A 3408-nucleotide genomic window follows, 5' to 3' on the forward strand; every position below is an offset into this window, starting at 1 on the left:
TTATGCTGGCTGTAAGTTTTTATTTCTAGATAAAGAGAATCATTTTAAATGCCTGAGCTTAATTATTAATAAGGTTCAAGTATTATTTCGGTAATGGAGAGGAGTGGAATTGAAGTTCTCGATAATTGCTGATTTTTATGAGAAAATTGAAGAGACTTCCAAACGTTTGGAAATGACGGATCTTCTGGTTCAGCTTTTTAAGCAGACTCCTAATGAGCTTATCGATAAGGTAGTATATCTTACCACGGGTAGGTTGTATCCTCTGTTTGTTCCTATTGAATTAGGTTTGGCGGAAAAATTAGCCGTCCGCAGTGTGGCGATGGCTTCTGGCGATAGGGTTGAAGAAGTTGAACAAAAGCTAAAGAAGACGGGTGACTTGGGGTTAGTAACAGAAGAAATTTTAAAGGGTAAGAAACAAAAATCTCTTGTACAAAAACCTTTAGAAGTTTTAGATGTCTACGAAACTTTGGATAAAATAGCTAAGGCTACTGGAGCGGGGTCTGTTGAGGCTAAACTCAGAATGCTCTCCAGGCTTCTGCTTGACGGAACACCCAAAGAGGCAAAGTATATAATACGCATGGTAATAGGCGCCTTGCGTTTAGGCATCGCTGAGTACACTATACTTGATGCTTTGTCAATCGCGTATACTGGAAAAAAAGAAAATCGAGCCATACTGGAGAGAGCCTTTAATATCAGTTCTGACTTGGGACTTGTGGCGAAAACAATTGCCACCAAGGGATTGAAAGAGGTGGAAGACTTTAAGGTTACCCTTGGTAAACCTGTCCGAATGATGCTTGCACAAAGGCTATCCACCCCCGAAGAAATTTTGGAGAAGATGCAGGGTAAATGTGCTGTGGAATACAAACTTGATGGAGAGCGGGTGCAAGCACATAAAAACAATGGGGAAGTTAACCTATTCTCACGTCGGTTAGAAAATATCACCGAACAATATCCCGATATAGTAGAATTGATAAAAAGTAACATTAAACCACAAGGGGTGATCGTGGAGGGGGAGATAGTTGCCTTCGATCCGCAAACAAGAGAACTATTACCGTTTCAAACCCTAATGCGACGCCGGAGAAAATACGGTATAAAAGAGGCGGTCGAAGATTATCCTGCAAGTCTCAACCTGTTCGATCTGCTTCTTGTCGATAATACCGATTACACTACAAAAAGTTATCTTGAGAGAAGGAAAAGACTGGAAGAAATCACTAAGAAGAGTGATAGGATAAAGCCTGTAGAAGCCGAAATCGTAAAAAATTCTGAAGATATTGAAACCTTCTTTGAGAAAGCTGTAGAAGAGGGATGCGAAGGTCTGGTAGCAAAATCCATACAACCAGACTCAATTTATGAAGCGGGTAGCAGGGGGTTCAAATGGATAAAATACAAAAGGGAATACAAAACCGAGATGATAGACACCATAGACACAGTGATCGTGGGAGCATTAATGGGGAGAGGTAGAAGAGCGGGTACATACGGAGCAATACTAGTTGCGGTCTACGACCAGGACCAAGACATGTTTAGAACCATATCCAAAGTTGGAACCGGTTTTAGTGACACCGCCCTTGAAGAAATGCCCGAAAGACTCAAACAGTATAAAATCGACCACAAACATCCCCGAGTAGACTCCAAACTAAAAGCAGACGTATGGTTCACCCCCGGACAGGTAATAGAAATCATAGGCAGTGAATATACCTTGAGCCAAGTACACACCGCAGCCTTGGGAGCTATAAAAAAGGACAGCGGAATCGCAGTAAGATTTCCAAGGTTCACAGGAAACTGGAGAGACGACAAAAGCCCCGAAGAGGCTACAACCGTAGAAGAAATAATAGAAATGTACCAAGAACAAACAAAAACCCAAAAACAAAAACCGGAAAAGCAGAAAAGAAAATAATCATTAAAAAACATTCTCAAAAATATTAAAACTAATACGATTCAGATACCCAATTCTCTTTTAGCAGATTCAACCGTAACTCCCAGAACCCTAACAATTTTATTTCTATCCTTAATCCCTCCAATAATACTAACATTACTGGAAGAAACCCCAAAAAACTTTGCCACCGACTTCACCAACTCCCTATTAGCCTTACCAGCTAAGGGAGGAGATCTAACCTCCAAGATAACAAAACCATCCTCAATCCCTGCAGGAAAACTCAGTCGCGGTGAGCCCGGCTTCACAAAAATCCGGATTAAAACCCCGCCATCACACTTCTCAACTATATCCCTAATTGACGTGTTGTTCACCACCAGTAATCAACATAATTAATATGCACGCAAAGTTTTTATTAATTATTAACCATAAAATAATTTGAAAATGACTTCTACAAATAATTACATAAGGTGTGGAAAGCCTTGGCATCAAACTTTGACTCCGTAATAGCCCAGCTTCAAGCCAAAAACCCCAATGTAACAGCAATAGCCATACTAACCCTAGACGGACAAGTAATGTACCAAACCAACAACTGGAACATAGTGCCCGACGCCCCCAGTTTAATAGCGGCATGGAGAGAAAGAGCACCATCAATCCTAGTTCAGGGAATAAAATACTCCACCCTATCCGCAACAGATGAACGCCTCGTAGCCACAAACGTTTCCGGAATGGGCCACATCATAATGGCCACAGCCAGATACCGTGCACTTCTAATGGCATATGTAACACCACAAGGAGACACTCAAGGCTCATATGTGGATGTCTCTCGCGCCGCCGCGCAGCTCGGAGCAATGCTCTAAGCTCCTTTTCCTTTTTTATTAATCATAAACCACAAAGAATACAACACAACTAAGCAAAAGCACACGCTACAATGAATTCACAAACTTTTACCAATTAAAAAAGGATTCAAAAGTAATAAGAAAATTTTCAGCACTTTTAAATTAATCTTAATTGGTCCAAATAATAATGAAAATCAACAAAGAAAAAATGGGATTTTTACAAACTGAATCTGGACTTTATCTACAGGCTTAAAATCATATCTTTAACCCTTAAACTTATAAAGTAACATGTGAAATATTTTCATCTTCGCTACTGGAAGGAAAAATCATGATTAGCCCTGAAGAACTTGAACTATTAGTGAGCTTCGAAATAATACAAAGAACAGAAGAAGGCCACGACATAACCCAAATTGAAAAGAGATTCAGGGAGAAAAAGGGAAAGAAAAACCTATCGGAACTTGAAGATTTTTTAACGGAATTGGAATCAAGCAAGTTAAGACCCGATTTTGCCTACAAGGAACCCTCAAACCTACCAGCAACAAGAGCTGAACGCCCCAAAGGGCCGAGAAAAATAGACCTTAAACTATCCGATAGAGAACTCCTAAACAAAATATACGGGGGCTGGCTTGGAAGATGTGCGGGCTGCCTCCCAGTGGTTTGGAATTTTGTTTTGTTTTTTGTGTTTTTTAGTCTTGTGGC

General features: G+C 40.3%; 3 protein-coding genes and 1 pseudogene. 3 read left to right on the forward strand and 1 reads right to left on the reverse strand.

The features are described 5' to 3' along the window. Positions 1-103 precede the first annotated feature (103 nt). On the forward strand, positions 104-1894 hold the full coding sequence (locus ACUVXA_RS18415; RefSeq protein ID WP_445872750.1) for an ATP-dependent DNA ligase: 1791 nt from the start codon (positions 104-106) through the stop codon (positions 1892-1894). A gap of 41 nt (positions 1895-1935) precedes the next feature. Here the strand turns inward: ACUVXA_RS18415 and ACUVXA_RS18420 are convergent, their stop codons facing one another. Further along, positions 1936-2247: a DUF167 domain-containing protein gene (locus tag ACUVXA_RS18420; protein WP_445872751.1), complete on the reverse strand. Its 312-nt coding sequence runs from the start codon at positions 2245-2247 to the stop codon at positions 1936-1938. Positions 2248-2352: 105 nt separating this feature from the next. Between ACUVXA_RS18420 and ACUVXA_RS18425 the strand changes: the two genes are divergently transcribed. Beyond that, on the forward strand, positions 2353-2730 hold the full coding sequence (locus ACUVXA_RS18425; RefSeq protein WP_445872752.1) for a profilin family protein: 378 nt from the start codon (positions 2353-2355) through the stop codon (positions 2728-2730). 307 nt (positions 2731-3037) lie between these two features. Beyond that, positions 3038-3408, forward strand: a pseudogene (locus tag ACUVXA_RS18430) (hypothetical protein); the annotation flags it as partial.

This window comes from Candidatus Jordarchaeum sp., assembly GCF_052745115.1.